The organism is Sphingomonas sp., assembly GCF_017745215.1.
Classification (GTDB): Bacteria; Pseudomonadota; Alphaproteobacteria; order Sphingomonadales; family Sphingomonadaceae; genus Sphingomonas.
The window spans coordinates 124,524-150,781 of record NZ_JAGHZV010000002.1 but is presented as its reverse complement, the minus strand read 5'-3'; the positions used below and the strand labels follow the sequence as shown (position 1 = coordinate 150,781).

28 protein-coding genes and 1 tRNA gene are annotated in these 26,258 nt (G+C 68.8%); 16 read left to right on the top strand and 13 right to left on the bottom strand.

The window, feature by feature from the left end:
* Nucleotides 1–57: 57 nt before the first annotated feature.
* From rpmE to J7495_RS03295, 3 genes are all read left to right on the top strand, one after another.
* Nucleotides 58–288, top strand: coding sequence for a 50S ribosomal protein L31 (gene rpmE / locus J7495_RS03305; protein WP_294054653.1), 231 nt, complete (start codon nucleotides 58–60; stop codon nucleotides 286–288).
* Nucleotides 289–397: 109 nt separating this feature from the next.
* Nucleotides 398–727 carry a PilZ domain-containing protein gene (locus J7495_RS03300; protein WP_294054652.1) on the top strand — a complete coding sequence of 110 codons (330 nt, stop codon included), beginning with the start codon at nucleotides 398–400 and terminating at the stop codon, nucleotides 725–727.
* A 104-nt stretch (nucleotides 728–831) separates the two neighbouring features.
* Nucleotides 832–1,374, top strand: coding sequence for a hypothetical protein (locus tag J7495_RS03295; RefSeq protein ID WP_294054651.1), 543 nt, complete (start codon nucleotides 832–834; stop codon nucleotides 1,372–1,374).
* 10 nt (nucleotides 1,375–1,384) lie between these two features.
* Here the strand turns inward: J7495_RS03295 and J7495_RS03290 are convergent, their stop codons facing one another.
* From J7495_RS03290 to J7495_RS03265, 6 genes are all read right to left on the bottom strand, one after another.
* Nucleotides 1,385–2,233, bottom strand: coding sequence for a winged helix DNA-binding protein (locus J7495_RS03290; RefSeq protein WP_294054650.1), 849 nt, complete (start codon nucleotides 2,231–2,233; stop codon nucleotides 1,385–1,387).
* 79 nt (nucleotides 2,234–2,312) lie between these two features.
* Nucleotides 2,313–2,852 carry a RadC family protein gene (gene radC, locus J7495_RS03285; protein ID WP_294054649.1) on the bottom strand — a complete coding sequence of 180 codons (540 nt, stop codon included), beginning with the start codon at nucleotides 2,850–2,852 and terminating at the stop codon, nucleotides 2,313–2,315.
* A gap of 11 nt (nucleotides 2,853–2,863) precedes the next feature.
* Nucleotides 2,864–3,322 (bottom strand): hypothetical protein, encoded by a 459-nt coding sequence (locus tag J7495_RS03280; protein ID WP_294054648.1) that lies wholly within the window; start codon nucleotides 3,320–3,322, stop codon nucleotides 2,864–2,866.
* A 43-nt stretch (nucleotides 3,323–3,365) separates the two neighbouring features.
* On the bottom strand, nucleotides 3,366–3,719 hold the full coding sequence (locus J7495_RS03275) for a hypothetical protein (protein WP_294054647.1): 354 nt from the start codon (nucleotides 3,717–3,719) through the stop codon (nucleotides 3,366–3,368).
* Nucleotides 3,720–3,755: 36 nt separating this feature from the next.
* On the bottom strand, nucleotides 3,756–4,316 hold the full coding sequence (locus J7495_RS03270; RefSeq protein WP_294054646.1) for a helix-turn-helix transcriptional regulator: 561 nt from the start codon (nucleotides 4,314–4,316) through the stop codon (nucleotides 3,756–3,758).
* 269 nt (nucleotides 4,317–4,585) lie between these two features.
* Nucleotides 4,586–4,675 (bottom strand) — tRNA-Ser (locus tag J7495_RS03265).
* A gap of 150 nt (nucleotides 4,676–4,825) precedes the next feature.
* Here J7495_RS03265 and J7495_RS03260 point away from each other — a divergent pair.
* The 11 genes from J7495_RS03260 to J7495_RS03210 all read left to right on the top strand — a co-directional run bounded on the left by J7495_RS03260 (nucleotide 4,826) and on the right by J7495_RS03210 (nucleotide 14,849).
* Nucleotides 4,826–5,878, top strand: a complete 1,053-nt coding sequence (locus J7495_RS03260) for a lytic transglycosylase domain-containing protein (RefSeq protein ID WP_294054645.1) — start codon at nucleotides 4,826–4,828, stop codon at nucleotides 5,876–5,878.
* The gene (locus J7495_RS03255; RefSeq protein ID WP_294054644.1) at nucleotides 5,856–6,875 is read left to right on the top strand and encodes an SPOR domain-containing protein; all 1,020 of its coding nucleotides are present in this window, start codon (nucleotides 5,856–5,858) and stop codon (nucleotides 6,873–6,875) included. The genes J7495_RS03260 and J7495_RS03255 overlap by 23 nt, the downstream gene beginning before the upstream one ends.
* Before the next feature lie 31 nt (nucleotides 6,876–6,906).
* On the top strand, nucleotides 6,907–8,085 hold the full coding sequence (locus tag J7495_RS03250; RefSeq protein ID WP_294054643.1) for a D-alanyl-D-alanine carboxypeptidase family protein: 1,179 nt from the start codon (nucleotides 6,907–6,909) through the stop codon (nucleotides 8,083–8,085).
* Nucleotides 8,086–8,245: 160 nt separating this feature from the next.
* A complete protein-coding gene (locus J7495_RS03245) occupies nucleotides 8,246–9,223 on the top strand; it encodes a DNA polymerase III subunit delta' (RefSeq protein WP_294054642.1) in 978 nt (325 codons plus the stop codon).
* 188 nt (nucleotides 9,224–9,411) lie between these two features.
* Nucleotides 9,412–10,977: a methionine--tRNA ligase gene (gene metG / locus J7495_RS03240; protein WP_294054641.1), complete on the top strand. Its 1,566-nt coding sequence runs from the start codon at nucleotides 9,412–9,414 to the stop codon at nucleotides 10,975–10,977.
* Nucleotides 10,974–11,756 carry a TatD family hydrolase gene (locus J7495_RS03235; protein ID WP_294054640.1) on the top strand — a complete coding sequence of 261 codons (783 nt, stop codon included), beginning with the start codon at nucleotides 10,974–10,976 and terminating at the stop codon, nucleotides 11,754–11,756. The genes metG and J7495_RS03235 overlap by 4 nt, the downstream gene beginning before the upstream one ends.
* Nucleotides 11,753–12,517, top strand: coding sequence for an MBL fold metallo-hydrolase (locus J7495_RS03230; protein ID WP_294054639.1), 765 nt, complete (start codon nucleotides 11,753–11,755; stop codon nucleotides 12,515–12,517). The genes J7495_RS03235 and J7495_RS03230 overlap by 4 nt, the downstream gene beginning before the upstream one ends.
* Complete coding sequence (locus J7495_RS03225; RefSeq protein WP_294054638.1) at nucleotides 12,514–13,119, top strand: TIGR02281 family clan AA aspartic protease; 606 nt, start codon at nucleotides 12,514–12,516, stop codon at nucleotides 13,117–13,119. Before J7495_RS03230 ends, J7495_RS03225 begins: the two co-directional genes overlap by 4 nt.
* Nucleotides 13,120–13,257: 138 nt before the next feature.
* A complete protein-coding gene (locus J7495_RS03220; RefSeq protein ID WP_294054637.1) occupies nucleotides 13,258–13,722 on the top strand; it encodes a hypothetical protein in 465 nt (154 codons plus the stop codon).
* A gap of 36 nt (nucleotides 13,723–13,758) precedes the next feature.
* Entirely contained in the window at nucleotides 13,759–14,511 is a 753-nt protein-coding gene (gene mazG / locus J7495_RS03215) for a nucleoside triphosphate pyrophosphohydrolase (RefSeq protein WP_294054636.1), read from the top strand.
* Nucleotides 14,508–14,849 carry a low molecular weight protein tyrosine phosphatase family protein gene (locus tag J7495_RS03210; protein ID WP_294054635.1) on the top strand — a complete coding sequence of 114 codons (342 nt, stop codon included), beginning with the start codon at nucleotides 14,508–14,510 and terminating at the stop codon, nucleotides 14,847–14,849. The genes mazG and J7495_RS03210 overlap by 4 nt, the downstream gene beginning before the upstream one ends.
* Here J7495_RS03210 and hflX read toward each other — a convergent pair.
* The 7 genes from hflX to dusB form a co-directional block, all read right to left on the bottom strand.
* A complete protein-coding gene (hflX, locus tag J7495_RS03205) occupies nucleotides 14,846–16,141 on the bottom strand; it encodes a GTPase HflX (RefSeq protein ID WP_294054634.1) in 1,296 nt (431 codons plus the stop codon). The genes J7495_RS03210 and hflX overlap by 4 nt on opposite strands.
* A gap of 7 nt (nucleotides 16,142–16,148) precedes the next feature.
* The gene (gene hfq / locus J7495_RS03200; protein ID WP_294054633.1) at nucleotides 16,149–16,715 is read right to left on the bottom strand and encodes an RNA chaperone Hfq; all 567 of its coding nucleotides are present in this window, start codon (nucleotides 16,713–16,715) and stop codon (nucleotides 16,149–16,151) included.
* A 221-nt stretch (nucleotides 16,716–16,936) separates the two neighbouring features.
* On the bottom strand, nucleotides 16,937–18,316 hold the full coding sequence (locus J7495_RS03195; RefSeq protein ID WP_294054632.1) for a sigma-54 dependent transcriptional regulator: 1,380 nt from the start codon (nucleotides 18,314–18,316) through the stop codon (nucleotides 16,937–16,939).
* The gene (locus tag J7495_RS03190) at nucleotides 18,313–20,580 is read right to left on the bottom strand and encodes an ATP-binding protein (protein ID WP_294054631.1); all 2,268 of its coding nucleotides are present in this window, start codon (nucleotides 20,578–20,580) and stop codon (nucleotides 18,313–18,315) included. The genes J7495_RS03195 and J7495_RS03190 overlap by 4 nt, the downstream gene beginning before the upstream one ends.
* Nucleotides 20,581–20,640: 60 nt before the next feature.
* Nucleotides 20,641–22,104: a nitrogen regulation protein NR(I) gene (gene ntrC / locus J7495_RS03185; protein WP_294054630.1), complete on the bottom strand. Its 1,464-nt coding sequence runs from the start codon at nucleotides 22,102–22,104 to the stop codon at nucleotides 20,641–20,643.
* On the bottom strand, nucleotides 22,101–23,201 hold the full coding sequence (locus tag J7495_RS03180) for an ATP-binding protein (protein WP_294054629.1): 1,101 nt from the start codon (nucleotides 23,199–23,201) through the stop codon (nucleotides 22,101–22,103). The genes ntrC and J7495_RS03180 overlap by 4 nt, the downstream gene beginning before the upstream one ends.
* Nucleotides 23,177–24,175: a tRNA dihydrouridine synthase DusB gene (gene dusB / locus J7495_RS03175; protein WP_294054628.1), complete on the bottom strand. Its 999-nt coding sequence runs from the start codon at nucleotides 24,173–24,175 to the stop codon at nucleotides 23,177–23,179. Before dusB ends, J7495_RS03180 begins: the two co-directional genes overlap by 25 nt.
* Nucleotides 24,176–24,547: 372 nt before the next feature.
* Between dusB and J7495_RS03170 the strand changes: the two genes are divergently transcribed.
* The gene (locus tag J7495_RS03170; RefSeq protein WP_294054627.1) at nucleotides 24,548–25,723 is read left to right on the top strand and encodes a bifunctional 2-C-methyl-D-erythritol 4-phosphate cytidylyltransferase/2-C-methyl-D-erythritol 2,4-cyclodiphosphate synthase; all 1,176 of its coding nucleotides are present in this window, start codon (nucleotides 24,548–24,550) and stop codon (nucleotides 25,721–25,723) included.
* Nucleotides 25,720–26,256, top strand: a complete 537-nt coding sequence (locus J7495_RS03165) for a hypothetical protein (protein WP_294054626.1) — start codon at nucleotides 25,720–25,722, stop codon at nucleotides 26,254–26,256. Before J7495_RS03170 ends, J7495_RS03165 begins: the two co-directional genes overlap by 4 nt.
* Nucleotides 26,257–26,258 lie beyond the last annotated feature (2 nt).

The window sequence follows — 26,258 nt, the reverse complement described above, 5'->3', positions numbered from 1 at the left end:
TAGGCGCGCCCGTCCGCTGCTGGTCGGAAACCAGCGGCCTTTCCCAAGGAATTCGCCGTGAAGAAAGAAACGCACCCCGATTATCACACCATCAAGGTGCAGATGACCGACGGCACCGTGTACGAGACCCGCTCCACCTGGGGCAAGGAAGGCGACACGATGACGCTCGAGATCGACCCGCTGTCGCATCCGGCCTGGACCGGCGGCCGCGGCCAGCTTCTCGACGCCGGCGGCCAGGTCGCGCGCTTCAACAAGCGCTTCGGCGGCCTCACGCTCGGCAAGAAGTAAGCGCGTTCGGGGCCTGGCACTGCGCCGGGCCCGTTCGCTGCCCGCAGCAGCATCGGCCACGGACGGTGCCGTTAACGCGGCGCTGACCATCGATGCCTAGCCTCGGCGCATGGCCCAGGCAAAAGGCGCGCTCGCTGCCGAATATGAACCCGCGGCCGCACTCGGCCGGCGGCGTTCGGTTCGTGCGCCGGTGTCGCTCGACGCGCGCGTGGGCAGGGGCGGGCTCGACCGCGCGCTCTGCCGCATCGTCGACCTTTCGCTCCACGGCGCACGCCTCCGGAGCTATTCGGAGCTCGTCGGCGGCAGCCACATCTGGCTCTCAATTCCCAAATTAGGACAGCGCGCGGCGCGCGTGGCCTGGGCCGATGGCTTCGAGGCCGGGCTCGAATTCGTGATGCCGCTCCGCGAAGACGAATTCGAGATGCTCACCTCGGATTGACTTGCCTGCGATTGATAGCAGCCATTGCGTTAACCATCGAGATCGGCCACCTTCCTTACCTTCGCTGGGGGGCGGGGATGATGGAGAGGCTCTTCCTTTGTTTGATGGCGCTGGCGGCGGCGACGCCCGCGGTCGCTCGCGACGGCGATCGCGATACCGGACCCGCTGCCGCTGTCCTTGACGCCGACGGGCTGGCCTTGCTGCTGGACGATGCGCGGATCACTTATCGCACCGCGCCTGCCGCCCCGTCGATCGTCACCGTGCGCTACGACATGCGCGATCGCTCTGTCGGCGAACTCGGCCGCCCCGGTCCTGTCGATCTCGCCGGCTTCGACGACCTGGACGTTGCGCTGATCGCGTCGGTCGCAAGGTCCCCGACACCCGCGGCCGGCGCCGGTGCCGACGCACGGCCGGGCTTCAGCCTTTACGCCGCCTGGGAGCGTGCGCCGCAATCGCGGCGGACCGGCGACAACGACGGCGGCCGCGCGGTGGTCGGCCAGGCCGTCAACGGCTGGCGCGTGCGCCGCGAGCGGCTGCTCGATGCCGGACTGGTCCTGCGGCTCGACGGACGCAGCGACAGCCCCGCGCTCAGCGTCGGCGGGGGCGTCGCCGGCCCGATCTGGCGAGCGATTCCCAAAGGCGAATGAGGCGGCTGCCTCAGCGGATACCGGCGGCCAGATAGTCCCGCATGCGCGCAAGCCCGTCGTCGCTCAGCGAGACGTGGATGCGCCGACGGTCCTTGGTGTCCGGGTTGCGCACCACCAGGCCTTCGCTCTCGAGGATCTCCAGCCAGCGCAGCGCCGTGGTCGCGGGCACCGCCGACGCGATGCACAGCGCCGAGACCGTCACCTTGGCCTCCTCGAGATGCGTCGCGTAGAGGTCGAGCAGCATGTCCCACGCCGGATCCGGAAACAGGCCCGCGGGGAAGAATTCGTCGCGCATCCGCCGCGCGCGCAGGATGGCGCGGACGTCCGCCGCGGTCGCCGGCGGGCCGGCCGGGCCGCCGCGCTCGTGTGCGAGCCCGGCAAGCGTCTCCGAGATCCGTCGCAGGTCCTGGCCGACCTGGCGCAGCCGCCCCTCGCGGCTGGTGTCGTGCACGCGTGAAAGCTCGCGCTGCGAGGCCTCGAGGATCGCCGTCGCGCGCTCGTCGAGGCTGGGCTGGCAAAGCAGCCGCGAGCTCACGCCGAGGTGGTCCGAGGCGAGGTCGAGCTGCTTGAGCGAGACCGTGGTGATGATCACCGCGTCGCCCGAGGCGATCAGCCCCGCGGCTTCGCGGAGCAGCGGATCGAGCAGCGGCGAAGGCGTATCGCTGCACTCGAGCAGCAGCAGGTCGGTATAGGCAAGCGAATCGAGCCGTCCGATCGCATCCTCGATCGACACCACGCTGGCCACGGACACGCCTGCGAGCCGCAGCGCCTCCTCGAGCTCAGGATCCTGGGCGCTGTCCGACACGATCAGCGCGCGAAGGCTCCGCTGATAGGTTGTATCGGAATCGGTACCGAACATTTCCACCACCTTGGCGCTTGGATAAGCGGGCGCGGCAGTCATGGGAAGGGTTAGTTCGCGGTTAATTGGTCCAATCATGTTACAATAATCCAAGCGCTCGCATGCTGCTGTGACCCGAAGGCGAAAGCACGAGATGATCGTGCAAAACAATGTCGAAGATACGGCATTGGCGGGACATCGTACGCGTGACTTCGATGTCCTGCTTGCTCGGCTGTGCATCACCCGACGGATGATTATGTGCCAAAATGACGCCACTGGCATCGAGTTCGAGCGCACGTTTGATGATTTCCCGCGGCCAGAAGCTGGTTTCTTCGACCGTTCCTGCCGAGATCATCTCATCCTTGAGCAGCCGATTGCGTGCATTGAGGAAGAGCACGGTGCCGATCTCGATCCCCGAATGCGCATGGCGCGCGCGGAGATAGGCGATCACGGCACTCGACGAGCCGAGCAGCATCGCGTCCTCGGCTTCCTCGCGCACCACGCACAGGATCGCCTCTCCGACGACGCTGAGCTGGTCGGCCGCGGCGCGCGACCCACAGGCGCGCGTGCGTGCCTCGGGCGAGGCGGCGAGGACACGGCCCAGCGAGCCGAACTCGCCGACCAGCCGCTCGGCCGACATGCGCGCCGCGCCTAGGCCGAGGGGCGCAAGGAGGCGTTCCAGGACGGATCGATCCCGCTCTCGTTCAGGCGCCGCCGGTGCCGCCAGGTCCCGATCGCAAGCAGCGCCAGGATCGGGAAGGCCGAGAGCGCCGCCGCGACCGAGTAGATCATCGGCAAAAGCGACGGCACCGCGATCTTGGCACCGTGCACGGCGACGGCAATCGTGTGAATGGCGGTCATCCATATCGGCCAATACCGGTTTGCCTGCAGTGCCACGGCGACGAGACCCGCGAGGAGGAGCGCGTCCACGACGAGCGTGCCGACCTCCGTATCCTCGAACTGCGCATGCATCTGCTGGACCACCACGGTGGCCACCGCGCTGCCGAAGAGCAGCGCCGCGACGATGCGTTCGGGAGCGCCGCCGCGGAGCCCGGCGTAGCCGCAGACTCCAAGCAGAAGCAGATTGAAGAAGATCACCCACAAGACCATGGCCAACCGGACCACCGGAAGGCGGTCCGGTCAAGTCCATGGCTCAGGCGACGACGGAAAGCCCCTGCTGCTCGCCGGAGACGCCCGGCATCACCTCGGTGGGGCAGGGGCTCTCGCAGCCGAAGCCACGCGTCGGCAGCCCGTGCCGGTCGCGAAGCTCGACGATGCCGCTGTGCGTGACGCAGATCGCGCCGCGCCCCTCGATCAACGTCGCGATCCCCTTCGCGGTGTTGCGGAGCATGTCCTGGATCTCGGTTGCGGGAAGCTGCGCTTCCTTGCGCCCGTTGATAAGTGCGATCATCAGCGCCGCATTCTGCAGGATCGCGTCGTCGATCGAATTTTCAGCGGGGAACAGCCGTTCCGCGACCCGCTGGCCAGCCTTGATCTTCCGGTTCATTGCCTCACTCCATCATCACGCAGAGCGCACGTGATGTCAGCGAGACTGGGATTGCTCCGTTCTCGCCTGGCCGTGGAACGAACCGAGGCCCATCGCCAATATCCCGAACGCGGCCATGAAAACCGTGGCCAAGAAGAGGATGTGGAACACGCGGTGCCACAAGCTCAGATCGTTCCGGATACTCCCCGGTTCGCGGAGCGGAAGCCTGGGATCCGGGCTTGGCGCATAGTCGAAGACGAACTCCGCTCGCGCTTCCCTGAACCCACTCGGCTGCCGCTCCTGGCGCTCTGCCGGAATGACGAATGGCACTGGTTCGGCGGGGCCGGGCAGGGTGGATTCCTGCCCGGGTGAATCGTTCACCCCCCCTTGCTCAGCCTGGACAAGGAGTTGCGCGGCGAGTCTGCGGCTGCTGACTCCCAGCTTTTCCATCGCGGCCTGGATGTGCTTGCCGGCGCGGAGCGGGCTGATCCCCAGTTCGCGCGCGACTTCCTTGGTCTGGTAGCCGCGCGCGACGAGGCGCAGGCAGGCCCTTTGCGTATCGCTGAGCGGCGAGACGGCGCGGCGTGCGCGTTCCACCGCGGGATCGGCCTCAGCCATGTCGGAAGGCCCGTCGGGAAGCGGACACGATCAGGGACCGGAGTTCAAAGGCTTCCGGCACGCGGCGCACACGCCGCATCGGTCGGCGATCGATCGAATGCTTCACCATCATGACTCGGGTTAGTTACTGGCCCCGAGATAATGCTCGCCCATTTTGGCACGAAAATCCATCGCAGATATGAGCGCCCGTGTTTAACGCACGGCAGAAGCAAAGAGTGCCGCTTTGGCGCAAGTCGGCGGCGGCGCGCCTGCCGCGTGGGCCGAAAGGATGGCGGAGAGGGTGGGATTCGAACCCACGGTGAGCGTGAACCCACGGCGGTTTTCAAGACCGCTGCCTTAAACCACTCGGCCACCTCTCCGGATCGCGCCTGCGCTAGCGTGGCCCGGCCGCCGAGCGCAAGGGGAGGGAAAGCCTCGCCTCGTCCGAAAGTCCCGAAATTCCCCGGGGTTCGTCGTGAATCGGCCGCTTGGGGTTTGTCCGCCCGCCTGCCTTGTGGCACATTCGCGGCATGTGGGGACTGGGTAAGGCGTTGCGCTGGGGAGGCGCGGTGACGGTGGCGTTGGCGGCGGCCTCGCCGGTGAGCGCCCCCTTGCTCGCGCAGGATGCGCAGGGCTTCCAATCCTATCTCGAGATCCTCAGCCGCCAGGCCGCCGAGGCGGGCGTGCGCCGCGAGACGATCGCCGCGGTGATCCCGTCGCTCACCTACAACCCGCGCGTGATCGAGCTCGACCGGCAGCAGCCCGAAGCCTCGCCCAACGCGCCGATCCCTGCCTTCGAGCCCTATCGCCGCGACCATGTCGACGCGCAGCGCATCGCGCGCGGCCGCGCCGCCTATCAGCGCGAGCGCTGGCGGCTGCAGAAGATCGAGGCGCAGACCGGCGTGCCCGAATCGATCATGGTCGCGATCTGGGGCCATGAGACCAACTACGGCACCGTGATGGGCGGGTTCGACCTGCCGCGCAGCCTCGCCACGCTCGCCTATGAGGGGCGGCGGCGCGACCTGTTCGCGAGCGAGTTCATCGCGACGCTCAAGATGATCGACCGCGGCGTGCCGCGCGAGAAGCTGGTGGGGAGCTGGGCGGGAGCGTTCGGCGGGCCGCAGTTCCTTCCCTCGGTCTATCTCCGCCTCGCGCGCGACGGCGACGGCGACGGCGTCGCCGACATCTGGAGCAGCGAGGCCGACACGCTGACTTCGATCGCCGCCTATTTCGTCGATGCCGGCTGGCGCCCGGGCCAGCCCTGGGGCTTTGCGGTGAGCGTGCCGACGAGCCTAGACCGCAATGCGATCGCCAGCCGCACCACCGCGCCGCGCTGCCCGCGCGTCTACGGCCGGCACAGCCAGTGGAAGTCGATGGCCGAGTGGCGCGCGCTCGGGCTCGTGCCGCAGACACGTGCCTGGCCGGGCGACAACATCCAGGCGACGCTGCTAGAGCCCGACGGCCCGGGGAAGACCGGCTACCTCCTCACGAGCAATTATCGCGTGATCCTCGATTATAATTGCTCAAATTTTTACGCTTTGTCGGTAGGCCTGCTCGCCGATGAGGTGGAACGCCAGCCTTAGTGCCGCATTGCTGCTGCTCACCGGATGCGTGAGCGGCCACCACGGCTATTCGGAACTCGGAACGAGCGCCGCGCCCGTCGCCGGCATGCGCGACATGGGATCCGATCCCTATAGCGCTCCCGAGTCGCGTCAGCAGCCGCCGCGCCTTGCTTATGGTGGCGGCGCGCAGGACGCCTATTCGGCGCCCCAGCCCGAGGATTCGGCGCCGGGGGCGAGCTATTCACCCCCCGGGGAACGCACTTCACCCCCTGCGCCGATCGCGCTGGATGATCCCAGCGCCGGGGTGCAGGGCCCGCGCGGCTCGTCACAGCCGGGTGCGGGCGAAGCGCGCTACGACGAGGTCGGCTATGCCGGCGTCCGCGGCGTCGACGGGGCGGAGAACGGCGGCGCGGTGGTCGCGGTCGCGCGCACCGCGGCGCCGGGCAGTGTGCTCGAAGTCACGTCGCTCGAGACCGGGCGGACGATCCTCGTGCTCGTCACCGGCGCGATGGAAGCCGACGCAGACCATCCGCTCGACCTCTCGCCCGCCGCCGCGCGCCAGCTCGAAGCGACGAGCAGCGCGATTCCCGTCCGAGTCCGCACCGTGAACCCCTCGGCGCAGGACCTCGCGGCGCTGCGTGCCGGCCAGGCCGCCCAGCCGCGCGCCGACACCCCGCCGGTGCTGCTCAACGCACTGCGCCGCCATCTGCCCGGCGCACCCGCCACGGCCGACACCGATCCGGCACCGCGCCCCAGCTACACCGCGCCTTCGCGCCCGACGCGGCCGGCGCCGACACGCCCCGCGGCGACGGGGCCCGGCTATGTCGTGCAGGTCGCCGCGCTCTCGAACGCCGCCAATGCCCAGTCGCTCGCGCGCAGCCTCGGCGGGTTCGTCAAGGCCGGCGGCGGCTTCTACCGCGTCCAGATGGGTCCGTATCGCTCGGCGGGCGAAGCCCAGGCGGCGCGTGCCAAGGCGGCTGCACATGGCTATGGAGATGCTAGAGTCCTGTCGAACTGATTCGACGAACCTCAGCGCATCCAGGGAAGTCATGAAGAAGCTGCCAGCCGCCACGCTCATCGCCGCACTGCTCGCCACGCCCGCCACCGCCGCCGCGCCGACCTTCGACGGCACCGCGCCGATCGCTTACATGGAGGACATGAACACCGGCGCCGTGCTGTTCCAGCGCGACGCCGATAGGCGGATGCCGCCCGCCTCGATGGCGAAGATGATGACGGTCTACGTCGCCTTCACGCTGATCAGGCAGGGCAAGATCAAGCTCGACACCATGTACACGGTGAGCCCTGACACGTGGCGCAAATGGCATGGCACCGAAGCGGGTTCGCTGATGTTCCTCGAAGTCAATTCGAGCGTGAGCGTCGAGAACCTGCTGAAGGGCATCGTCACCCTCTCGGGGAACGACGCCTGCGTGGTGCTCGCCGAGGGGATCGCGGGGACCGAACAGGCCTTCACGTCGCTGATGAACCAGCAGGCGGCGAAGCTCGGGCTCAGCAACAGCCATTTCGGCACCTCGAACGGCTGGCCGGACAATGGCGTGACCTATGTCACCGCGCGCGACCTCGCCAAGCTCGCCGCCGCGACGATCCGCGACTATCCGGACCTCTACAAGAAGTTCTACTCGCTGCCGAGCTTCACCTGGGGCAAGCAGATCGGCAGCGGCGACGCCATCACGCAGAACAACCGCGATCCGCTGCTCGGCCGCGTCGCGGGCGCCGACGGGCTCAAGACCGGCCATACCGACGAAGCGAAATATGGCTTCACCGGCTCGGCCGAGCAGAACGGCCGCCGACTGGTGATGGTGGTCGCGGGGCTCGAGACCTACAACCTCCGCGCCGATGAATCGGTCAAGTTCATGAACTGGGGCTTCCGCGCCTGGACGCTCGAGCCCCTGGTCAAGAAGGGCCGCCGCGTCGGCGAGGCCGATGTGCAGAACGGCAGCGTGAGCCGCGTCGGCCTGGTCGCGCCGACCGACCTGGGAATCACCGTGCCTTCGGGCACGACGCCGTCAAAGCAGGCCAAGATCGTCTACAACGGCCCGATCGATCCGGGCGCCAACGGCATCAAGGCCGGCGACCATATCGCCGACCTCATCGTCCAGACCCCGGATGCCGGCGTGCAGACGCTGCCGCTGGTGGCCGAGACCGACGTCGCGCCGGCGGGCTTCTTCCGGCGGATCTGGCTGGGCTTCTGGTCGCTGTTCGGGATGTGATCGGGGGCTGGTCTCCAATCCGCACGACCTCATCCCAATGCCTACAACCGTCATCCCGGCGAAAGCCGGGACCCAGGGTTACAGAGGACATCGCTCGCGGCCCTGGGTCCCGGCTTTCGCCGGGATGACGGTCGGAGTTTAAGTCCCTAGGACTAGTCGCATGCCCGACCTCCTCGGCAACGAACCCGCACGCGCCGCGCTGCTCGCCGCCATGGCGAGCGGCACGATGCACCATGCCTGGCTGCTCGCCGGGCCCGAGGGGGTGGGGAAGGGCCGCTTCGCCCGCGCCGCCGCCGCGCGCATGCTCGCCGAGGCCGCGGGCGAGCCGCTACGGCCCGGCCTCGAGCTCCCCGAGGAGTCGCGTACCCGCCATCTGATCGCCGCCGGCGCGCATCCCGATTACCGCGAGCTCGCGCGCCTCCCCAAGGACCCCGACAAGCCCGAGGAGAATCTCGCGCGCTCGATTACGATCGCGCAGGTCCGAGCGCTTGGCCCCCTGTTCGCGACCAAGCCCTCGCTCTCGCCGCGCCGCCTCGTCGTGATCGACGCGATCGACGACCTCGAGCGCGCCGGCGCCAATGCGCTGCTCAAGAGCCTCGAGGAGCCGCCCGCGGGTACGATCTTCCTGCTCGTCAGCCATACCCCCGGCCGGCTGCTCCCCACGATCCGCTCGCGCTGCCGGCTGCTCCGCTTCGACCCGCTGAGCGACGCGCAGGTCGCGACCGTGCTCCGCGAGGAACTGCCCGACACCACCGCGAGCGAGATCGACGCGCTGGTGCGGGCAGGCGAGGGCTCGCCGGGCCGCGCGCTCGGCTTCGCCGGGCTCGACATCGCCGCGCTCGAAGCCGACATGGCTGCGATCGCCGAGGATGGCGACGCTTCCAACGCGATCCGCTCGCGCCTCGCCAGGCTGCTCGGCGCCAAGGCCGCCCAGCCGCGCTACGAGGCGTTCCTCGAGCGTGCGCCCAGCTTCATCGCCAGCCGCGCCCGCACGCTCTCGGGCGAGCCGCTCCGCATCGCGCTCGACGCGCACACCGCCGCGCGCGAGCTCGCCACCGCCGCGCTCGGCCTGACGCTCGACGCCAGCGCGACGGTGTTCGAGATGGGCGGCCTGATCGCGCGGCTCTCGGCGCGCTGACGATTGCAATGTAGGATTTGGCCTGCTTGGCTGGCGCGGCTGGATTTGTCCGGCCGCTCTTTGAACCTGGTGAAGCCCGAAGGTCCAATTCGCCGCGACGCGTCGTGACTCTTGTGACTCTTCGGTATCTCGATACCGGCGACTCGGCGGCCCTTCACGCTCCGGCGAAATCCCCCTAAAGGCCGCGCATGTCCGAGCCTTTCTACATCACCACCGCGATCCACTACCCCAATGGCCGGCCGCACATCGGCCATGCCTATGAGATGATCGCGGCCGATGCGATCGCGCGGTTCCAGCGGCAGCAGGGGCGCGACGTCTTCTTCCAGACCGGCACCGACGAGCACGGCCTCAAGATGGTGCAGACCGCGCGCGCCCGCGGCATCACCGCGCGCGAGCTGGCGGACGAAATGTCCTCCCATTTCAGCGAGCTGGCCGAGCTTCTCGACATCTCGTGCGACCGCTTCATCCGCACCAGCGAGCCTGCGCACCACGCTGCCAGCCAGGCGATCTGGAAGGCGATGGAAGCCGCCGGCGACTTGTACCTCGATCGCTACGAGGGCTGGTATTCGGTCCGCGACGAAGCCTTTTACGAGGAGAAGGAACTGACCGAAGGCGAGGGGGGTGAGAAGTTTTCCCCCCAGGGTACGCCGGTCGAATGGACCAAGGAGGAGACCTGGTTCTTCCGCCTCTCCAGATATCAGCAGCCGCTGCTCGACCTCTATGCCGCCAACCCCGAGTTCATCCGCCCCGAGGCGCGGCGCAACGAGATCCTGCGCTTCGTCGAGGGCGGGCTGGTCGACCTCTCGGTCAGCCGCACCAGCTTCGACTGGGGCGTGCCCGTGCCCGGATCGCCCGGCCATGTGATGTACGTCTGGGTCGACGCGCTGACCAACTATATCACCGGAGCCGGCTATCCCGACGACGCCGAGCGCTTCGCGCGCTACTGGCCCGCCGACATCCACCTGATCGGCAAGGACATCGTCCGCTTCCACGCGGTCTATTGGCCGGCCTTCCTGATGTCGGCGGGGATCGCGCTGCCGAAGCAGGTGTTCGGCCACGGCTTCCTGCTCAACCGCGGGGAGAAGATGTCCAAGTCGGTCGGCAATGTCGTCGATCCGGTGGCGCTCGCCGGGCTCTACGGCGTCGATGCGCTGCGCTATTTCCTGCTGCGCGATGTGAGCTTCGGCCAGGACGGCACGTTCAGCGACGAAGCGATCGTAACGCGCGCCAATGCCGACCTCGCCAACAGCTTCGGCAATCTCGCCCAGCGCACGCTCGCGCAGATCTTCAAGAATTGCGACGCCGCGCTCCCCGCGATCCAGGGCCATGACGCCAGCGACGACGCGCTGTTCGAGCTGGTCGGCAAGACCGTGCGAGAGACGATGCCCCGCGCCTTCGAGGAGCTGGCGCTGTCGCAGGCGGTCGAGGCGTGGATGCAGGCCGTGTTCGCGTGCAACGCCTATATCGACGAGCAGGCGCCCTGGGCGCTGCGCAAGACCGATCCCGTGCGGATGAACACCGTGCTCGCGACGCTCTACATCTGCATCGCCCAGCTCGCGGTCGGCATCCTGCCGGTGGTGCCGGGCAGCGCGACCAAGCTGCTCGACCGGATGGGTGTCGCGCCCGAGCTGCGCACGCCTGCGGGGATCGGCTCGCACTGGTATTCGCCGCTCGCCGAGAGCGACTTCCGGATCGATCAGCCGGTCGCGCTGTTCCCGCGGCTCGAGCTTTCCGCCGAGGAGAGCCCGGCATGAGGCTCGCCGACAGCCATTGCCACCTGAACTACAAGGGGCTGGCCGAGGACCAGCCGCAAGTGCTTGCGCGCGCTCGCGAGACCGGCGTGGTGGCGATGCTCAACATCGCGACGCGGCAGAGCGAGTGGGACGACGTCCTCGCCGTCGCCGAGCGCGAAAGCGACGTCTGGGCCTCGGTCGGCATCCACCCGCATGAGGCGGACGAACACCCCGACGTCGGCACCTCGCTGCTGATCGATCGCGCGCGGCATCCCCGCGTCGTGGGAATCGGCGAGACCGGGCTCGACTATTATTACGACCATTCGGACCGCGACCGCCAGCGCGCGAGCTTCCGCGCGCATATCGCCGCCTCGCGCGCGACCGGCCTGCCGCTGATCGTCCACACCCGCGACGCCGAGGATGATACTGCCGAAATCCTGCGCGACGAGATGGGGAAGGGGGCCTTCCCCGGCGTGATCCATTGCTTCACCGCGAGCGAAGACTTCGCCCACAAGGCCCTGGAACTGGGCTTCTATATCTCGATCTCGGGGATCGTGACCTTCAAGAACGCGCACGACCTGCAGGCGACGGCGTCGAAGCTTCCGCTCGACCGGCTGCTGATCGAGACCGACGCGCCCTTCCTCGCTCCCGTCCCCCATCGCGGCAGAACCGGCGAGCCGGCGTTCGTCGCGGACACCTGCAGGTTTCTCGCCGGGCTGCGCGGGCAGGAACCCGAGGCGCTGGCGGAAGCGACGCGCGCCAATTTCCATACGCTGTTCGCCAAGACGGTAAGCGCGTGAAGGTCCGCATCCTCGGTTCGGGGACGTCCTCGGGCGTGCCGCGGATCGGGAACGACTGGGGCGACTGCGATCCCGCCGAGCCGCGCAACCGCCGCACGCGCGCCTCGATCCTGGTGTGGACCGAGACGACGCGCATCCTCGTCGACACCAGCCCGGACATGCGCGAGCAGCTGCTCGCCGCTGGGGTGGACGATGTCGACGCAGTGATCTGGACGCACGACCACGCCGATCATTGCCACGGCATCGACGATCTCCGCCAGATCATGCACGTCCGCGGCGCGCCGGTCCGCGGGCTCGCGCGGCCGTTCGCGCTCGAGCAGCTCCAGCAGCGCTTCGCCTATGCCTTCTACGGCCGCGCGGGCTATCACCCCACCGTCGCCGGCGAGGAATTGCCCAACGCGCTGACGATCGGCGACATCACGATCCGCACCGTCGACCAGCCGCACGGCGGCATCACCTCGGCCGGATTGCGCTTCGAACATAACGGAAAATCAATAGCTTATTCGACAGACTTCCATGAAATGACGAACGCGATGCGTGCGCTCTTCGCTGGCGTCGACCTGTGGATCGTCGATGCGCTGCGCCGTGCGCCGCATCCGACGCACCCCAACCTCGCCTCGACGCTCGGCTGGATCGCCGAGCTGGAGGTGGGGAGGGCGGCGCTGGTCCATATGGACAATTCGATGGACTATGCGACCCTCGCCGCCGAACTTCCGGAGGGAATCAAGCCGGGCCATGACGGGTTGGAGATCGCGCCGTGAGCGGTGACGCGCTGGCGAACCTCGCGTGGCTCAGCGTCGCGCTGGTGCTCGCGGCCGCGTCGTTGCGCGGGCGCGACATCGGGCTGAAGACGGTGGTGCGCGGCGTTCTCGGCTGGGCGGCCGTGGCGCTGGTCGTGACGCTGATCGTCGTGCACCGCTACGAGATCGGCGCGGCGTTCGGGCGCGCCACCGCGATGCTCGGGCTCGACGAGCAGCAGTCGGCCGGCGGCACGATGCGCATCCGTCAGAGTCCCGACGGGCATTTCTGGGCGCGCGTCTCGATCAATGGTGTCGAGCGGCCGATGCTGATCGACAGCGGCGCGACGACGACGGCGCTTTCGGAGGAAACCGCGCGGCTCGCGGGGATCCAGACCGGCGGAATGCCGACGATGCTCGACACCGCGAACGGCACGATCTTCGCCAAGCGCGGCAGCGCCCGTGCGGTGGCGCTCGGCTCGATCCGCACGCAGGACCTCGACGTCGTCGTCGCGCCGAACTTCGGCGACGGCGATGCGCTGGGCATGAACTTCCTGTCGCGGCTCAAATCCTGGCGCGTCGAGCAGAATGTCCTGGTGCTCGAGCCTCAGGACGGGCCGAATTGAAGGGATGCCGCCTGCGAGGGGCCCCGGCGGGGCGCCCGCAACCAAGAATGTTTTTTACATAATGTATATTATCGTTCTCAAGGATCGGTGAGGCGTGGCGAGGGTCCCGGCTTCCCCTGACGGGATGCAGCGGGGCTGATGCGGCTGCTCGGCTTCCTCGCGCCGCGGGCGCGCAGCGGTGCGGTGGTGCTGCTGCCCGATCGCATGATCGTCTCGTCGCATGACGACGTCCGCCGCGGCCCATCGATCGAGCGGCGCGCCTGGCGGATCGAGGACCCTGGCGATCCGATTGCGATCGGCGCCGCGCTGCATCGTGCGCTGAGCGAGTCGCGCAACGGTGTGCGGCTTTCCGAGGACGAGCGTCGGCACCCCACGCGCTTTCCGACGCTGGCGATCTCGGGGTTGCGATCGTTCCGCGCGTTCATGGCGGCGGCGCAGACCGTCTCGGTGTATCAGCGCGGGCAGCGGATCACCCTGACCCCGACCGACAACCAGGGCGCGCGCGGCTTCGCGCATCTGCCGGACCAGGCGCGCGAGCTCCGTGCCCCCGGCGATGCCGAGCTCGGCGCGGCCGTGCTGGCGGCCTTCGCCGATTGCACCTAAGGCTGGGCTGCCCTTGCCAGCAAAGGACTCGCCTGCGTGACCATTCCCATCGACCGGCTCGTGACGATCATGGCGCGGCTGCGCGATCCCAGGACCGGCTGCGAATGGGACACGGTCCAGACCTTCGAGACGATCGCGCCCTATACGATCGAGGAAGCCTATGAAGTCGCCGATGCGATCGCGCGCGGCGACATGGCCGACCTCAAGGACGAGCTCGGCGACTTGCTGCTCCAGGTCGTCTTCCATTCGCGCATGGCCGAGGAGGCCGGCGATTTCGCGCTCGCCGACGTGATCCACGCAATCAGCGACAAGATGGAGCGCCGCCACCCGCACATCTTCCTCGGCGCCGAGGCCGGCGGGCATCACCTCTGGGAGCAGATCAAGTCCGAGGAGCGCGGCGCCAAGGGGCATGCGAGCGCGATGGACGGCGTCGCGCTGGGCCTCCCTGCCCTGCTCCGCGCCGAAAAGCTCCAGAAGCGCGCCGCCCGCACCGGCTTCGACTGGCCCGATCCGAGCGGCGCGCGGGCGAAGATCGACGAGGAGCTGCTCGAGGTGGAAAGCGCGCCGGAACAGGAAGTTGAGGAGGAAATCGGAGACTTGCTCTTCTCCGTGGCCAATTGGGCGCGCAAGCTGGGGATCGATCCTGAGGCGGCGCTGCGGCGGGCGAATGCGAAGTTCGAGCGACGATTTCGGGCGATGGAAGCGGCGGACGAGAATTTCGCGTCGCTCGACCTTGAGGCGCAGGAGGCGCTTTGGCAGCGGGTGAAAGCCGCCGCGGCGGAAGCTTGAAGAACATCCTCTTCGTCTGCAGCCAGAATCGCCTTCGCAGCCCGACGGCGGAGCAGGTCTTCGCCGATCATCCGGGCATCGAGGTCGGCTCTGCCGGAACCAATCATGACGCCGACAATCCGCTCAGCCACGAACTGATCGAATGGGCCGACCTGATCTTTGCGATGGAGCGCACGCACCGCAACAAGCTGCAGAAGCGCTTTCGATCGGCGCTCAACGGCAAGCGAATCGTCGTGCTCGATATTCCGGACGACTATGCGTTCATGGATCCGGACCTGGTCGCGCTGCTAAAGGCCCGGATGGCGCGGTACCTGCCGCCTGCGGAAGCAACGAGTTAGCCGCCCGCCCTCACCTCGAACCGCTCATAATCCCGAGGCGCCATCCGCACTTCGTACACCACCTCGTCCCCCTCCACGCGCTGGTCGAGCACTTCGCCGTGCTGGTGGAGCCACGCCGCCCCTGCGCCGTCGGCCGGATCGAGCGCGATCGTGTAGCGCCGGTGCCCCGCGGTGAGCTGCGCCGCCACCGCGTCGACCAGCGCCTCCACGCCCTCCCCCGTCACCGCGGACACCGGCATGACGTCCGCGCGTTCGGCGGCCACCGCCAACACGGCCTCGCGGCGCTCCTCGTCGAGCAGGTCGAGCTTGTTCCACGCCTCGAAGCGCGGCGTCTCCACTGCGACGCCGATCTCGCCGAGCACCTTTTCGACATCGGCGCGCTGCGCTTCGCTGTCGGGATGCGCGATGTCGCGGACGTGGATCAGCAGGTCGGCCGAGATCACTTCCTCGAGCGTCGCCTTGAACGCCGCGACGAGCTGGGTCGGCAGTTCGGAGACGAAGCCCACCGTGTCCGAGAGGATCGCCTTGTCGATCCCCGGCAGCGAGACCTGGCGCAGGGTCGGGTCGAGCGTCGCGAAGAGGAGGTTCTCCGCCATGACGTCAGCGCCAGTCAAACGATTGAAAAGCGTCGACTTTCCTGCGTTGGTATAGCCGACCAGCGCGATCACCGGCCAAGGCGCGCGCTGGCGCCGCTCGCGGTGGAGGCCGCGGGTGCGGCTGACCTGGTCGAGCTCGCGCTTGAGGCGCGCCATCCGGTCGCGGATCAGCCGGCGGTCGGCTTCGATTTGGGTCTCGCCCGGGCCGCCGAGGAAGCCGAAGCCGCCGCGCTGGCGCTCGAGGTGGGTCCAGCTGCGCACCAGCCGCCCGGCCTGGTAATCGAGGTGCGCGAGCTCGACCTGGAGCCGGCCCTCGGCGGTGCGCGCGCGCTCGCCGAAAATCTCGAGGATCAGCCCGGTGCGGTCGATCACCTTGCATTCCAGCGCCTTCTCGAGGTTGCGCTGCTGCACGGGGGTGAGCGCCGCGTCGAACACGGCGAGCTGGAGCTCCTTGTCGCGCACCGTCTCGGCCAGCGCCTCGACCTGGCCCGAGCCGATCAGCGTGCCGGGCTTGGGCTGACGGAGTCGGAAGCTGACCTTCTCGACCACGTCGACGCCGATCGCCAGCGCGAGGCCCGCGGTCTCCTCCAGCCGGGCCTCGGCATCGCGGGTGCTGCCGCCGAGGTCCGGATAGACGATAGCCGCCCTCGCCCCGCGTGCGAAATCGTCGGGGTCGCGCTCGAAGCCGGTGGTCACGTACGGATCACTCGTCGCCGGTGCCGGTCGTTTCCTCGGCGAGGTTGAGCGGATGCGCGGGCTGGATCGTCGAGACGGCGTGCTTGTAGACGAGCTGCGACATGCCCTCGCGCTGGAGCAGCATGCAGAACAGGTCGAACGCAGCGATCTGGCCCTGAAGCATCACGCCGTTCACGAGGAACATCGTGACATTCTCCTGCTGGCGGCGCACCGCGCTGAGGAAGATCTCCTGAAGCACCGGGTTGCGCGGGCCGGCATCGCCCATCGTCGCGAGGATCGACGCGAGGTCGACCGGGCCCGAGGGCATGATCGTCGAGATCGCATGCTTGTAGATCAGCTGCGACTGGCCATCGCGGCGCAGAAGGACCGAGAAATTATCGAACCAGGTGACGATGCCCTGCAGCTTGACGCCCTTGACCAGGAACATCGTGACGGGGACTTTGGACCGGCGAAGCGAGTTCAGGAACAGGTCCTGAAGCGACGTCTGTTTGTCGGCCATGCTTGGGCTCCTTTGTTCTTGGCGGGGTCTGTCCCGCGTCGCGCCGTTCCCGGCGTCGGCGTACCGCGCCCACATGGCGCGATTGTTTCCGATCTAAGGGTTTCGAACCGGAACGTAAATATCCCTGTCCCAACTCGATTGGGGGATTCACGTCGTTCCCGTTATCCCCTTCGCCCCCCCTTCCCGTCATCCCGGCGAAAGCCGGGACCGGAGTCACGGGCGATGTCGCTTGCTGCCCTGGATCCCGGCTTCCGCAGGAATGACGGTTGAGGGGGTTTGGAGGAAGGCTCCTCCCCCTATTCGTCGCGCGTCTCGGTGATGCCGAGCAGCTTCAATTTCCGGTGCAGCGCCGATCGCTCCATCCCGATGAAGTGCGCCGTGCGCGAGATGTTGCCCGAGAAGCGGCGGATCTGGATGCGGAGATATTCGCGCTCGAACGTCTCCCGGGCCTCCTTGAGCGGAGAACCCATGATCGCGCTCGCTCCCATGCCGTTGCTCATCTCGCCGGGCTTGCCGAGCACCTCGGGCGGGAGCAGATCGAGGTCGATCCGCCCGATCCGGTCGCCCGGCGCGAGGATCACGGTGCGCTCGACGACGTTGCGCAGCTGGCGGACGTTGCCCGGCCATTCATAGCTCTGCAGCGCGACCATCGCGTCCGAGGCGACCTCGGGCGTCGGCACCCGGCGCTCCGAGGCGTAATGCGCCACGAAATGCTCGACGAGCACCGGGATGTCCTCGCGCCGCTCGGTGAGCCCGGGGATCGCGACGGGGACGACGTTGAGCCGGTAGTAGAGATCCTCGCGGAAGCGCCCTGCGGCGATCTCGGCCTGAAGGTCGCGCGCGGTGGCGGAGACGACGCGGACATCGACCTTGACGATCCGCGTGCCGCCGACGCGGCTGAAGCTCTGGTCGGTGAGCACGCGCAGGATGCGGGCCTGCGTCGCGATCGGCATGTCGGCGATCTCGTCGAGGAACAAGGTGCCGCCATGCGCCTGCTCGAGCAGCCCGGGGCGGACGAGATCGCCGCCTTCCTCGATCCCGAAGAGCTCCTCGTCCACCCGCTCGGGCGTCATCCGCGCGGCGCTGACGATGACGAAGGGCGCCTGGGCGCGCTGGCTCCAGCCGTGGAGCAGCCGCGCCGCGACTTCCTTGCCCACGCCCGGCCCGCCGGTGACGAGCACGCGGCTGCCGGTCGACGCCACCCGCTTCAGGGTCGCGCGCACGCCGTTGATCGCGCCCGAGGTACCGGTGAGGTCGGTCTCGCGGCCGACCGAGGCGCGCAGCGACGCCACTTCGCGCTTCAGCCGCTCGGTCTCGGTCGCGCGGGCGACCATCAGCAGCAGCCGCTCGGCCTCGAAGGGCTTTTCGATGAAGTCGGCGGCGCCGCGGCGGATCGCCGCCACGGCCGTGTCGATGTTGCCGTGGCCCGAGAAGACGATGACCGGCAGCGTGGAATCACGCCGCTTGATCTCCTCGAGCAGGTCGAGCCCGTCGAGCCGCGAGCCTTGCAGCCAGACGTCGAGCAGCACCAGGCTGGGCCGGCGCTCGGCGATCGCTTCGAGCGCGGCATCGCTGTCCGCCGCATCGCGGGTCACATAGCCTTCGTCCTCGAGCACGCCCGCGACCAGTTCGCGGATGTCGCGCTCGTCGTCGACGACCAGGATATCGAGTGTCATGCCTTCAGTCCGGTTCGAGTAAGGGCGGCCGGCCGGGGCTCGGCGCCATCGGTGTCGGGGCTCTCGCCCGCACCGGCGAGTGCGGCGAGCTGCTCTGCGTCGAAGCAGATCGTCACGATCGTGCCGCCGCCGGGGCGGTCGCCGAACGCGATCGAGCCGAAATGCTCCTCGACGATCTTCTTGACGATCGCGAGCCCCAGGCCGGTGCCGCGGGCGCGCGTGGTCATATAGGGCTCTGCGATGCGGTCGCGCTCGACGGGCAGGCCGATGCCGTTGTCGGCGACGGTGAGCAGGATGCGGCGGTCGCCCTCGGGCGCGAGGGTCAGGACCACTTCGCCCTGGGGCAGCGGTTCGTCGAGGCTGGCAGGCCGGGCCTCGATCGCCTCGACGGCGTTCTTGACGACGTTGGTGAGCGCCTGGCCGAGCTGGCGGCGATCGCAGACCAGCGGCACCGGCCCGTCGGGCACCTGCATCGCGAAGCGGATCGCGGGGTGCGCGACTTCGTGGAGGAACATCGACTGGCGCGCGATGTCGAGCAGCGATTCGGCGCGGAACAGCGGCTTGGGCATGCGCGCGAAGGAGGAGAATTCGTCGACCATCCGCCGGAGGTCGCCCACCTGGCGCACGATCGTGCTGGTGAGCTGCGAGAAGACGCCGTCCTCATTCTTGCCGTAGCGCCGCTGGAGCCGCTCGGCGGCGAGCTGGATCGGGGTGAGCGGGTTCTTGATCTCGTGCGCGATTCGGCGCGCGACGTCGGACCAGGCGGCGCGGCGCTGGTCGAGCTGCTGCTGGGTGATGTCGTCGAAGGTGAGCACCTGTCCGTCCTCGCCGCTCGTCACCTTTACCGCGAGCGTGCGCGCCTCGGCGCCGTCGACGGGCGTCTGCACCACGGCCTCGGTCTCGCCGCTGTCGAGCAGCGCGTCGAGCTCGGGCGCGACGTCATGCAGGGGCTTACCGACCGGATCCTGCTCGCCCTGGCGCAGCAGCGCGGCGGCCGAGGCGTTGATCAGGCGTATCGTGCGTTCGCGATCGATCGAAATGACGCCCGCGGTGACGCCCGACATCACGGCCTCGATCAGCGCGCGACGGCTCTCGAGCTGGACGTTGGCGGTGACGAGGGCATTGGTCTGGATCTGAAGCCGCTCGGTCATGGTGTTGAAGGCGCGGCCCAGCGTTGCAATCTCGTCGTCGCTCGCCGGCGGCGTCACGCGTGCGGAGAAATCGCCCTCGGAGACGCGCCGCGAAGCGATCACCAGCCGGTCGACGGGCTGGACGAGCCGGTCGGCGACGATGATCGCGATCCACATCGCGAGGCCGATGATGAACAGCGCGACGCCATAGAGCGCGGCATTGAAGGTGATCTGCAGCGTTCGCGCGCGTGCCTGCAGCGCCTGATATTCGCTCAGGATCTCGCGCGCCGAATCGGTCTGGCGGACGAGGAAGTCGGCGTTCACCGGCGTGCCGACATAGAGGAAGATGTTGCGCCCGCGATCGACCGGGGTCACCACCCAAACCACCTTCTCGTTGAAGTTGATGAAGGTCTTCCCGTTGACGGTGAGGATGTTGAGCACCTCGCCGGTGACGCGTGTCCTGAATTCCTGCTCGGTCGGAGGCTCATAGGCGTAGAGCGGCTCGATCGTCTTCCCGTCGACCACTTCGAACAGCACCGACTGATAGAGGTTGCGCTGGTAGGTCTGCTCGAGGAGCAGCCGCTCGAGCTCGGGAGAGCGGCGGGGCAGATCGGGGAAGAAACGCAGCAGGTCGCGGGCCATCGTGCGCGCCTCGCCGGTCCAGCGATCGGTGACGACCTTCTGGCCTTCCTTGGCGATCGCGATCGTCGATTCGAACGCCGCCTGCGAACGCTTCGACCCCCAGAGCTGCACGCCCGACTGGAAGAGCACCGAAGCCGCGATCACCGTGAGGATGATCGGCACGCTGGCGACGAGCGAGAACAGCGCCACCAGCCGCACGTGCATCCGCCCGCCCCCGGCGAGCGCGGCCTTGGCGGCGCGGTGGCGCGCGATCCGGCGGCCCAGCAACACGATCAGGATGACCGCCGGCAGCAGGTTCGCGAGCAGCAGCGAGGCAGCGAGCACCGGGCTGAGCAGTTCGCCCTGCGCACCCTCCCCGCTCATGTAGCTGTAGGTCGAGAACAGCGTGGCGGCAGTGATGCCGAGCACGCCGAGCTCTACCGCGGGCGTGACCGCGAACCTCCGCCGGCGCGGCGGCGGCGCGGTCGCGTCCAGAGCGGTCACGGCATCCATCGTTGCCGGGATACAACGCCGGCGTTGCCCGGAAAACACAGAATCCGCATCAACCTGTCGCTATTCGGTACCATCCTGTCGCCCGCCGGCAACATCGATGCCGCTCACATTGATACGGAGCGTGTCGAGCCGTTTCCTGAGCGTGTTGCGGTTGATCCCCATCGCCCGCGCGGCGCGGAGCTGGTTGCCGCCGTGGCGGGCGAGCATCGCCTCGATCAGCGGGCGCTCCACTTCGCCGATGATCCGGTCGTAGAGCGTGCCGTCGTCGAGCGCGCGCGGCTCCTCGATCGCGATCCGTTCGAGCCGCGCGCGCACCGCCGCTTCGATCCCCGCGTCGCGCGCGGCCGGCGCGGGCGCGCTGGTGTCGCCCAGCGCGCGGCGGAGGTTGTCGGCGTCGATCCACTCGTCGCGGCTGAGCGCGGCGATGCGGCGCATGAGGTTCTCGAGCTCGCGGACGTTGCCCGGCCAGTCATAGGCCTCGAGCACTTCGATCGCGCTCTTGTCGAGCTGCTTGCGCGGCAGACCATCCTCGGCGGCGCGGTCAAGGAAGTGGCGTGCGAGCAGCGACACGTCCTGGCGGCGTTCCCTGAGCGCCGGGAGCGCGATCGGCACGACGTTCAATCGGTAGTAGAGGTCCTCGCGGAACTGCCCGCCGGCGACGAGGCTCGGCAGCTCCTTGTTGGTCGCCGCGACGATGCGGACGTCGGCCTTGATCGTCCGCGCGCCGCCGACGGTGGTGAACTCGCCCGACTGGAGCACGCGCAGCAGCCGCGTCTGCGCGTCCATCGGCATGTCGCCGATCTCGTCGAGGAACAGCGTGCCCCCCGCCGCCTGCTCGAACTTGCCCGCGACGCGCGCGGCCGCGCCGGTGAAGGCGCCGCGTTCGTGGCCGAACAGCTCGGCCTCGATCAGCTCGCGCGGGATCGCCGCCATGTTGAGCGCGACGAAGGGCGCCTGGCGCCGGGGACCCAGATCGTGGATCGCCTTGGCGACCAGCTCCTTGCCGGTGCCCGATTCGCCGGTGATCAGCACGGTGAGGTCGTTCGAGACGACGCGCGCGATCACCCGATAGACTTCCTGCATCGCCGGCGACCGGCCGATCAGCGACGGCCCCGCCCCGCCGTCGCTGTCGGGCGAATCGGTGGGGCGGCGGCGCCCCTTGGCGATCGCGCCGCGGACAGCCTGGCCCAGCACGTCGAGGTCGAAGGGCTTGGGGAGATAGTCGAACGCCCCCACCTCGGTCGCGCGAACCGCGGTCGCCAGCGTGTTCTGCGCCGAGAAGACGATCACCGGCAGCTCGGGGTGCTCGCCCGCCAGCCCCGCGACGAAGTCGAGCCCGTTGCCGTCGGGCAGCACCACGTCGGTCACCAGCACGTCGGGCAGGCCGAGCCTGAGCTCGCGGCGCAGCTCGGCGAGGCTTGCCGCGGTGGTGACGCGATGCCCCTCGCGCTTGAGCGCCGCGGCGACCACGGTGCGGATCGCGCTGTCGTCGTCGACGACGAGGACGTTGCCCGGCGCGGTCATGCCGCCGCTCGCGGGAGGAGCAGGCGGAAGACGGTGACGTCGGGGTGCCGCTCGCGGGCATATTGGACGATCCCGCCCATGTCGCGGACCAGCTTCTCGACCAGCGGCAGGCCGAGGCCCTTGCCCTCGGGCTTGCCCGAGACGAAGGGCTCGAACAGGTGCTCGGCGATGTCCTCGGGCGCGCCGGGGCCGTTGTCGATCACGCAGATCTCGATCGGCAGGGGCCGGCGCGGGCGCCCTGCCCCGGTGCTCATCGACATGCCGTGCTTATAGGCGGTCGTCAGCACGATGCGCGGCTGGGCAAGCCCGCCGAGCGCTTCGGCGGCATTCTTGATGAGGTTCATCAGCACCTGCTGGAAGGCATCGGGATCGACGAGCACGGGCGGCAGCGAGGGATCGAACCGTTCCTCGATCACCATCCCGCGCGCGAACCCCGCGAGCGCGACGCGCCGGGCATGGTCGAGCAGCGGGTAGACGTTGGTCGGCTCGAGCTTCAGCGGCCGCGTGTCGGTGAAGTCCTGCATCCGGTCGATCAGCGCGGCGATGCGGTCGACTTCGGTGGTGATCAGCGTGGTGAGCGCCGGGTCGACGGTCTCGCCGGTGCCGAGCAGCTGCGCCGCGCCGCGGATGCCAGAGAGCGGGTTCTTGATCTCGTGCGCGAGCATCGCCGCCGCGCCCACCGCCGCGCGCGCGCCTGCCGAGCGCTCGCCCTGGTTCATCCGCTTGGCGTGCGGGGCATGGTGGAGCGTGACGATCCGCCAGCCGGGGTGGTCGGGCACCTGCGTCTCGAGGAAGTCGACGCGGATGCGCTGGCCGCGCACGGCTTCGATCTCGGTGTCGAACGCGGCGAAGCCATGGCCGTCGCGGCGCTCGGCATAGTCGTCGGGCGGCAGCAGCACCGCGTCGTACGGCTGGCCGATCATCGAGGTCTCGCTGTGGTTGAGCAGCAGCTCGCAGGCGGCGTTGGCATGCGCGACGCGGCCGTCGGGATCGAGCACGAGCACCGCGACCGGCAGCGTGGCGAAGGTCTCGGCAAAGCCGGGTCCGCTCGCCGGCACCGGCTTGGCGCGCTTCACGCCGCCGCGCGCGAGAGCCATGGCGCGTAGAAGGCGGCGAGCATCGCCAGTGCCTCGTCGGGATCGGCGACGCGGTTGAAGCTGTTGCGGAACTCGGCCGAGCCGTGCAGCCCGCGCGTGTACCAGCCGATATGCTTGCGCATCATGTTGACGCCGGTCTCGTTGCCATAGTGGCTGAGCGACTCGGTGTAATGATCGACGATCACGCGATATTGTTCGTCGATCCCCGGATCGGCGCGCACCGCCCCACCCGTCAGCGCGTCCATCACCTGGCGGAGCACCCACGGCCGGCCATAGGCGCCGCGGCCGATCATCACCCCGTCGGCGCCCGACTGGCCGAGCGCCTCGCGCGCGTCGTCGATCGTGCAGATGTCGCCGTTGACGATGACGGGCACCGACACCGCGTCCTTCACCCTGCGGACGAAGCCCCAGTCGGCGCTGCCCTTGTACATCTGGTTGCGCGTGCGGCCGTGGACGGTGACCATCTTGACGCCGATGTCCTCGGCGATGCGCGCGAGTTCGGGGGCGTTGAGGCTCGAATGGTCCCAGCCCATGCGCATCTTGAGCGTGACCGGCACCTGGACGGCCTTCACGCACGCCTCGATGATCGCGGCGGCGTTCTTGAGGTCGCGCATCAGCGCCGAGCCGGCGTCGCCGTTGGTGACCTTGCGGACCGGGCAGCCCATGTTGATGTCGATGATCGCGGCGCCGCGGTCCTCGTTGAGCTTGGCCGCCTCGCCCATCTCATAGGGCGTGCAGCCGACGAGCTGCATCGACACGGGCTCCTCGATCGGGTCCCACGCCGCCTTCTGGATCGACTGGCGCGTCTCGCGGATCGCCGCCTGGCTCGCGATCATCTCGGTGACGTTGAGCCCCGAGCCGTAGCGGCGCACCGCGCGGCGGAACGGCAGGTCGGTCACGCCCGTCATCGGCGCGAGCAGCACGGGCTGCTCGACGGTGACGTTGCCGATGCGGATGGGCGCGAGTATCGTCATATCCTGCCGAAAAAATAGGCAGGCGCCCGTAGCTTCACAAGCGGAGAATGGCAAGTCGGGGATCTCGCTCGCCTCTCGTCCTCCATTGTCACCCTGAACTCGGGCGTGTCATCAATGGCGGGCGACCCTCGCCCCTCAGCCGTCATCCCGGCGAAAGCCGGGACCCAGGGCCACGGGCCACGTCCTATGCTGCCCTGGGTCCCGGCTTTCGCCGGGATGACGGTTGGAGAGTGCCCAATCCCGTCTCGCAAAGTGATGACACGTCCAAGTTCAGCATGACGGCTATTCTCAGGCGGTGGTCGACAAAGGCAGAGAGGCTTTCCGTCATCGCCCCCTACCCTCCCCCCGCGACTTGAGCTAGGGCGCCGCGCGATGGGGGACATTCGAACCGTCGCGCTGATCGTCGCCGCCGGCAGCGGCACACGGATCGGCGGGACGCCCAAGCAATATCTGCCGCTCGGCGGGCGGCCGGTGCTGTGGCACAGCCACCGCGCGCTCTCGGCGCATGCGCGGATCGATCGCGTGCTCACCGTGATCGGCGAAGGCCAGCAAACGCGCTTCGTCGAGGCGCTGGGTGACGCGCCCTTCGTCACCGGCGGTGCGGCAAGGCGCGACTCGGTGCTCGCCGGGCTCGAGCGACTCGCCGCCGAGGGCGGCGTCGACCGGGTGTTGATCCATGACGCCGCGCGCCCCTTCGTTCCCGCCGCGGTGGTCGACCGGCTGCTCGCCGCGCTCGACACTGCACCCGGAGCCGTCCCGGTCGAGATGGTCGCCGACACGCTCGCCCATGGCCACATCGCCGGCGAAGGCGCTGCGACGCTCGGCGACACGGTCGACCGGTCGCAGCTCGTGCGCGTCCAGACGCCCCAGGTGTTCGACTTCGCCGCGATCCTCGCCGCGCACCGCGCCTGGCCTGCCAGCCTCGAAGCGACCGACGACGCCCAGGTGCTGCGTCGCGCGGGACAAAGCGTGGCGATGGTCGTCGGCGATGCGCTGCTCGACAAGATCACATGGCCGGGCGATCTGCCGCTCGCCGAAGCCAGGCTGGGGGCCCGCATGCACGTCCGCACTGCCATGGGGTTCGACGTCCACCGCTTCGCTACGGGCGAGGAATTGTGGCTGGGCGGCGTGCGCATCCCCCACGATCGCGGGCTCTCGGGCCACAGCGACGCCGATGTCGCGCTCCATGCGATCACCGATGCGCTGCTCGGCACGATCGGCGCGGGCGACATCGGCATGCACTTCCCGCCGAGCGATCCGCAGTGGCGCGGCGCCGCTTCGGCACAGTTCCTACAGCATGCCGCAAGCCTCGTCGCGGCGGCCGGCGGCACGATCGACTTCATCGACCTCACCTTGATCTGCGAGGCTCCCAAGATCGGGCCGCACCGCGCCGCGATCCGCGCCAGCATCGCCGGCTTGTTGCGGCTGCCCGAGTCGAGGATTAGCATCAAGGCGACCACCACCGAACGGCTTGGCTTCACCGGACGCGGCGAAGGCATGGCAGCGCAAGCCGTCGCGACGATCAGGATAGCGGAGACCGAAGCATGAGGGGCACCAGCGTTCGCACCGTGGGAGCGTTTTGCGCGCTGCTCGCTTCGTACAGCGCCCAGGCGCAGACGGCCGCGCAGAGCGCCGCGCCCCCCTGCGTCTCGGCCGACGTCGCCAAAGCCGGGCTACTCGCCGCCGCGCCCGCGGTGTTCCACGTCGTCGAGCAGAGCTGCCGGCCGATGCTCAAGGACGACGCCTTCCTGCTCAGCGCCAGGGGCAAGGCGATGATCGAGCGCTACGAGGACGCCGGCGCCAAGGCGTTCGAACAATCTCCCGACGCCTTCGCCAAGGCGACGCAGGCGCCCGGCACCTTCACCAGGCAATCGGACATCGAAGCGATCATCGAGCCGATGCTCGGCTCGAAGCTGGGCAAGGTCGATGCCAAGACCTGCACCTTCATCGACCGGCTGCTCGGCCTGCTCGAGCCGCTGCCGCCCGAGAATTTCGTCGGCATCTTCACGCTGATCTTCGAAGCGATGGGCAGCGAAAAGAACAAGACTCCGGTCGCGATCTGCAAGCCCGACGGGAACTAGGC

What these genes read in the sequence shown, in the direction of transcription:
- J7495_RS03300 (WP_294054652.1), top strand. Translation starts at nt 398, where the DNA reads ATGGCCCAGGCAAAAGGCGCGCTCGCTGCCGAATATGAACCCGCGGCC.
- J7495_RS03295 (WP_294054651.1), top strand. Translation starts at nt 832, where the DNA reads ATGGCGCTGGCGGCGGCGACGCCCGCGGTCGCTCGCGACGGCGATCGC.
- J7495_RS03290 (WP_294054650.1), bottom strand. Translation starts at nt 2,233, where the DNA reads ATGTTCGGTACCGATTCCGATACAACCTATCAGCGGAGCCTTCGCGCG.
- radC (WP_294054649.1), bottom strand. Translation starts at nt 2,852, where the DNA reads ATGTCGGCCGAGCGGCTGGTCGGCGAGTTCGGCTCGCTGGGCCGTGTC.
- J7495_RS03280 (WP_294054648.1), bottom strand. Translation starts at nt 3,322, where the DNA reads ATGGTCTTGTGGGTGATCTTCTTCAATCTGCTTCTGCTTGGAGTCTGC.
- J7495_RS03275 (WP_294054647.1), bottom strand. Translation starts at nt 3,719, where the DNA reads ATGAACCGGAAGATCAAGGCTGGCCAGCGGGTCGCGGAACGGCTGTTC.
- J7495_RS03270 (WP_294054646.1), bottom strand. Translation starts at nt 4,316, where the DNA reads ATGGCTGAGGCCGATCCCGCGGTGGAACGCGCACGCCGCGCCGTCTCG.
- J7495_RS03260 (WP_294054645.1), top strand. Translation starts at nt 4,826, where the DNA reads ATGTGGGGACTGGGTAAGGCGTTGCGCTGGGGAGGCGCGGTGACGGTG.
- J7495_RS03255 (WP_294054644.1), top strand. Translation starts at nt 5,856, where the DNA reads ATGAGGTGGAACGCCAGCCTTAGTGCCGCATTGCTGCTGCTCACCGGA.
- J7495_RS03250 (WP_294054643.1), top strand. Translation starts at nt 6,907, where the DNA reads ATGAAGAAGCTGCCAGCCGCCACGCTCATCGCCGCACTGCTCGCCACG.
- J7495_RS03245 (WP_294054642.1), top strand. Translation starts at nt 8,246, where the DNA reads ATGCCCGACCTCCTCGGCAACGAACCCGCACGCGCCGCGCTGCTCGCC.
- metG (WP_294054641.1), top strand. Translation starts at nt 9,412, where the DNA reads ATGTCCGAGCCTTTCTACATCACCACCGCGATCCACTACCCCAATGGC.
- J7495_RS03235 (WP_294054640.1), top strand. Translation starts at nt 10,974, where the DNA reads ATGAGGCTCGCCGACAGCCATTGCCACCTGAACTACAAGGGGCTGGCC.
- J7495_RS03220 (WP_294054637.1), top strand. Translation starts at nt 13,258, where the DNA reads ATGCGGCTGCTCGGCTTCCTCGCGCCGCGGGCGCGCAGCGGTGCGGTG.
- hfq (WP_294054633.1), bottom strand. Translation starts at nt 16,715, where the DNA reads ATGTGGGCGCGGTACGCCGACGCCGGGAACGGCGCGACGCGGGACAGA.
- J7495_RS03195 (WP_294054632.1), bottom strand. Translation starts at nt 18,316, where the DNA reads ATGACACTCGATATCCTGGTCGTCGACGACGAGCGCGACATCCGCGAA.
- J7495_RS03190 (WP_294054631.1), bottom strand. Translation starts at nt 20,580, where the DNA reads ATGGATGCCGTGACCGCTCTGGACGCGACCGCGCCGCCGCCGCGCCGG.
- ntrC (WP_294054630.1), bottom strand. Translation starts at nt 22,104, where the DNA reads ATGACCGCGCCGGGCAACGTCCTCGTCGTCGACGACGACAGCGCGATC.
- J7495_RS03180 (WP_294054629.1), bottom strand. Translation starts at nt 23,201, where the DNA reads ATGGCTCTCGCGCGCGGCGGCGTGAAGCGCGCCAAGCCGGTGCCGGCG.
- dusB (WP_294054628.1), bottom strand. Translation starts at nt 24,175, where the DNA reads ATGACGATACTCGCGCCCATCCGCATCGGCAACGTCACCGTCGAGCAG.
- J7495_RS03170 (WP_294054627.1), top strand. Translation starts at nt 24,548, where the DNA reads ATGGGGGACATTCGAACCGTCGCGCTGATCGTCGCCGCCGGCAGCGGC.
- J7495_RS03165 (WP_294054626.1), top strand. Translation starts at nt 25,720, where the DNA reads ATGAGGGGCACCAGCGTTCGCACCGTGGGAGCGTTTTGCGCGCTGCTC.